Origin of the sequence: Streptosporangium sp. NPDC006013 (assembly GCF_040614275.1) — a bacterium.
Classification (GTDB): Bacteria; Actinomycetota; Actinomycetes; order Streptosporangiales; family Streptosporangiaceae; genus Streptosporangium.
Genome location: NZ_JBEXUE010000645.1, coordinates 1 through 4,650, shown reverse-complemented (window position 1 = coordinate 4,650; position 4,650 = coordinate 1). Strand labels below are relative to the sequence as shown.

Sequence of the window (4,650 nt, the reverse complement as noted above, 5' to 3'; positions counted from 1 at the left end):
TGAACAGCCCAATCACGTTCGAGGAGCTCTACAAGCTCTCAGACGCAACCTCGTGATCCCACACCATCGGTGGCTGTCGTACGGGGGGAACCTCACATCGAGGATGCTGAGCACTACGAGAGCCGAAGCAAGCCGCTTGTCATCGTCGGTACAACGGGGAAACGGCGAGCGGGGCATCAACAACAAGCCCAGGCGATCCACCACGAAACTGCCGGCCCCCAGAACGCCTACGACGGCGACAGCACCAGCAAGGCCACCGACCACCAGCACCACGACAATCAGACGCTTCATGATCTAGAGCCTAGTGTCGGCCCCAATAGGCCCGATAGATTCGATCGCCTCCTACCAGAGGTCTGCCCCTTCATCCAATATGCGACCCCTTCATTACGAGTTAGATCACGACTGTCCAGGACCGTCCACGGCCGTCTTCCGGGCCTGGTCGCGCGTTGTTCTTCGGGGTCCCTCAGTCCACAGTCGCCCAGGACCGTCCAGACCTGTTGTTAGCATCCGCGTTAGCAAGATTCCCCATGCCGAGAGCGTCGAAGGACAGTCTCTCCGATCCAGGGCGACGCGAAGATCTACGCTGGATCCGTGCCGCCATGTCTCGACGTCTACGTGTGGGTTCCAGAGCCCAGCTCCGAGGTCTTCAGGCGATTCATCGATGGCTACGTCAACGTGGACGATCCCGGCGACGAGCGGTTTCACGCTTTCAGGCGGGTACATGTCCTGGGCATCGCGAACGACGCAGATGACAAGGCCCTCGACGAGTTACGCTTCGAAGACGGGGATGACGCCTTCACGCTCTATCTCAGGGCTCGCGACCACTACCAGGCCATCATCACGGTCACTCGTGACGGGGCAACGGTTCTCGGCCTCAGCGTCGATGCACCCGATGACCTATCAGAAACGCTCAGGCAAGCTGAGCAGCTCGTAGAGCAGCTTCGACAACAGTTCTCCGCCCCGGCCGGACTCGCGGGAGTTGAACTACCTCCGGCCGCAGACCGCTCCGAATGGTACGAAGAAGGTCTCGTACTGCTTCGCACGGGCGAACTCCCCACGCCTTGATCCGGATACCACCCACCATCTGATCCGTAGCCAGTTCGAGAATGTCCACCGACATCCACCACTGACAGAAACACCTGCTCAGAGACGCTCTCCCTAAGATCATCTTCTAGGGATGTCCACCGGCGTCCAGGGACGTTGTTAGCAACAGCGTTAGCGAGATCTCGTTGGCCCAGTACCGTTGCGGGCTATGCACTCGTCCCCGGTCGAGGTCCAGCGTTTCTTTCTCTACGCCGGCCACTTCCAGTTCTATCTTCGAGATGAAGAAACGTACTGGGATGCTGTCAGGGGCGGCGACATCGACGGGCAGCCCTGGGCCGGAGAAGCCTCGGAGCTGGTGAGGATCGGAGTCGAGCCCACCTCAATCGCCGTGGGCACGGCCCGACAAGGCTGGGTGCCGATGACGCTCCGCGTGCATGCCTCACCTCCGCCGACAGAGCTCCTCGACGAGGCCGATCACGTGGTGGAGGCCGACCTCGCCCTGCCGACGGGGCGGCTCAGCATCTACGGCTGCGACCAGGAACCAGGAACCAAAAACGTACTCGTCCTCCCACCGAACACGTACCGGACACGGATCTCATACATGCCGACACGGATCGTCCACCCGGACACGGACGACGACGAGCTGGGCGACCACTTCGAGTACCGCGTCGAGATATGGGTCACCACAGAGGAAACCGAGGTCCACGTCCTGAAGCAGGGTCCTACCCCTTGGTCTGGGTAACCCTCTAATCCGTAGGGAAGGGCAGACCCCTCGTTGATGGCTTGCCGCCCTGCTCGGCCGGTAGATATGGGCCGGTGAGGTGTGATCGCGTAAGGCGGCGTTGCTGTACGCGCTGCTGTACAGCAACCCCCGCGCTCCGAGGCCGTGACTCCTTCGATGCGAAGCCACTTAACTGTGCTCCTGATCAGCCGAGATCTTGCCTGTGACCTGCTGTTAGGCGTCGCTCGGCATGAGCACGAGATGTCATTGGAGTTGAGCATGTCGGGGACCGAAACCGTGCAAGGTCCAGCCGACACGATCGTGGGTACGACATGACGTTTGCGTCACAGATCTTGGTGCCCGCAGCCCGTTGACTGACCGATCGTGGAGGCGGCCGGACCCGCGCTGTCGTCCTCTTCTGCCGAGAAGAGCGCGCTCCTGCGCATCGAAATTCTGCGATCATGGGGGGAGTTAGGATGACGTGAAACCGTCGAGTGAAATATGATCACGGCTCGGTGCCATACGCCGCGCCTGAATGATTCTGTGCAGCGATCCGCGCACGCCAGAAGCTTGCGGCATCCTGGCCATCCTGCATTGCGACGAACTCGTCCGTTCTGATCGCCAGAGCTGCGGCGGGTGGTGTGCCTTCGACGAAAGACTCGAGACCACGGTTGAGGGCGCTGCCGCCGAGGAAGTCGGCATACTCACGGACGGACTGCACCACCGCGAAGCTCGCGGGGTTTCCGTGGACCAATGCGTTGCGAACGCGGCGGCGGCGCGCTTCGAGCACTTCGCCCTCGGCCGTGTACTCATGGATGAGGGTGCTGTAGGTGGCGTGATCGCCAACGCTCGTGAACATCCGCGCGATCCAGGCGCGCTCATGCTCAAGGCGGCACAGCGACAGGAAGTCATCGGCTCGATCGGCAAGAAGCAGGATCCACGGCTGCTTCGGTCGGCTGGAAAACCATTCACGCGTGAGCTCGGTGAGTAACTCATCGCGCCGACCACCGCCGAGGAGGCACATCCCTGCTGCGCGCCGAAGATCCGTGAGCCATCGGGCATGCGGCCAGCGCTCCCCGAGCAGTGCGAAGAGATCGTTCGGGTCCATGGCCGCGTATGCAGCGATGTGCTGCGCCACTCGGTCCGAGAGCGGGATCACGCTGCTGATGTCGGCTTCCGATGGCTTCCGCAGCGCCATATCGCGGCTGAAAGGGTGATCGGCTGTCGTCTGCACTTCGATGGCCGCAGCCAGGAACCTGGGGAGTTCTGCTCGGGCAAGTGCCTCGGCGATCCGCGGTCCATGTTGTTCGATCGCCTCAGCGGTCATCCCAGCTCCGTAGTAGTCGTCGGGAAAACCGGTCTCACGCCAAACGGCCAAGAAGCCGGCGGAGCCGGGTTTCCCAGAGCGAATGACGGCGTGCTGAGCTAGCCGCGGACGGATCCCGCCAGCGTTGTGCATCGACACATTCAGGATGGTGTCCACGATGTCGACGGCGCGCGAGACTGCACCAGCAGCCGTCGTGTTACCGAGGTCGACGCGCACAAGGATGTCGACGTCGGACTCCTCGTCGACCATCTTCGCAACCTTGAACAAAAGGCCGTCCCGGACCAGCTCCGAGAGCTCTGCCTTGTGGGCGAAGTCCTGCCCGCCAGGCTCAGCGTTCGGAACGGCCCAGTGCGCGTCGAGGAAGGACACACGCCCGGCAGAGAGATGAAGATGAATACGTCCTTGGTAGCCCAACCAGACGACGATCGGTTCGACCTGGGCGGGTGTGCCGACGAAGGTGCGCGCGTTCGTCAGCCGCTGATCGAGGGGCACGTCCTTCTCGCCGATGGGGATATCGTTAGGGTCGCGGCCGAAGGCCACGATCGACACGAGATCGCGGAAGGCTCCCTCCGCGCTGAGACCCCGCCGCTGCAGCTGCTCGAACAGAAGCTCAGCGATAGGGCGATACTCGCGCCGCGCCAGGGTCCGATCCTGCGCGGTCGCGACCAGATCGTCCCAGCTGGCGCGTGCCGCATCGTCCGAGTCGAGCTCTTCGAGAAGCTCGCGCGCGGTGGAGAGCAGGTTTGTCCAGGCCGCGTCAGTACGAGTGCCGGGCGGCTGGGCGAGCACCGCCGAGGGGCTCGTGGAGAGCTGCAATAGGGCTGCTCGAAATGCGGCGAGCTTCCCTGCGATGTGATTGCTGAGGGTTGTGCCAACCGCGCCTACCGACTCGTCGAGGTCTAACCGGAGAGAGGAGCGGTTGGCGGGCTTCTTCCACGCGTCGGTGCCGCTGGCAAGCTCGACCCACTCGGCGATCTCCTCGACGATGACCGTGAGCGGCAGAACGCTGCTGAGGCCGTGACGGCGGTCGAGCGAGGAAACCAGGGACTTCGGCCAATCGGGATCCTCATCGGACCAGTGGTCGCTGACGTTGTAGTCGATCATCATGGGCTTTCCGATCACACGGGTGTTGCCACGACGATGACACGGCTGTCGTAGCTGTAGTCACCACGGTAGCCACCACCGCACGTCAAGAGGGCACAAGATGAACGACCTCTTCGGCGCCGAGTCGTTCGTCGAGTCCCAGATCCGGGAGCTCGTGCAGCGACTGCTCGCCAACCCGGACCTGGTCCAGCAGTCCAGCAGACCCGAGTGAACACCAAGAAGCAGTTCATGGAGTCGCAGGACTTCCAGTCCTCCGGCACCGAGGCCGTCGCTGACAACCAGGAGGCGCACAACACCATGGCTGACTACTTTTTCACCGACGGGCCTGCGATCAAGGGGATCATCGTGGCGCTCGCCGAGGGACTGTACGGTTTTCGGTGTAACTCCTGATCAAGGAGATACACCTGATGAGTACTGTGATTCAGGCATCCGCAGATACGGACCTGGAGGAAGC

Annotated in this window: 4 protein-coding genes; 3 read left to right on the top strand and 1 reads right to left on the bottom strand. The window is 62.4% G+C overall.

Annotated elements, in window-relative coordinates:
• Nucleotides 1-591: 591 nt before the first annotated feature.
• Nucleotides 592-1,065 (top strand): hypothetical protein, encoded by a 474-nt coding sequence (locus ABZ260_RS46945; protein ID WP_355631343.1) that lies wholly within the window; start codon nt 592-594, stop codon nt 1,063-1,065.
• Nucleotides 1,066-1,252: 187 nt separating this feature from the next.
• Nucleotides 1,253-1,786 (top strand): hypothetical protein, encoded by a 534-nt coding sequence (locus ABZ260_RS46940; RefSeq protein WP_355631340.1) that lies wholly within the window; start codon nt 1,253-1,255, stop codon nt 1,784-1,786.
• Between the two features lie 484 nt (nt 1,787-2,270).
• Here the strand turns inward: ABZ260_RS46940 and ABZ260_RS46935 are convergent, their stop codons facing one another.
• On the bottom strand, nt 2,271-4,199 hold the full coding sequence (locus ABZ260_RS46935; protein WP_355631337.1) for a hypothetical protein: 1,929 nt from the start codon (nt 4,197-4,199) through the stop codon (nt 2,271-2,273).
• 204 nt (nt 4,200-4,403) lie between these two features.
• On the opposite strand from ABZ260_RS46935, the gene ABZ260_RS46930 reads away from it, so the two are divergent.
• A complete protein-coding gene (locus tag ABZ260_RS46930; RefSeq protein ID WP_355631334.1) occupies nt 4,404-4,586 on the top strand; it encodes a hypothetical protein in 183 nt (60 codons plus the stop codon).
• Nucleotides 4,587-4,650: the final 64 nt, after the last annotated feature.

Excerpts from the sequence above, each read along its gene's own strand:
- ABZ260_RS46940 (WP_355631340.1), top strand. The coding sequence starts at position 1,253 with ATGCACTCGTCCCCGGTCGAGGTCCAGCGTTTCTTTCTCTACGCCGGC.
- ABZ260_RS46935 (WP_355631337.1), bottom strand. The coding sequence starts at position 4,199 with ATGATGATCGACTACAACGTCAGCGACCACTGGTCCGATGAGGATCCC.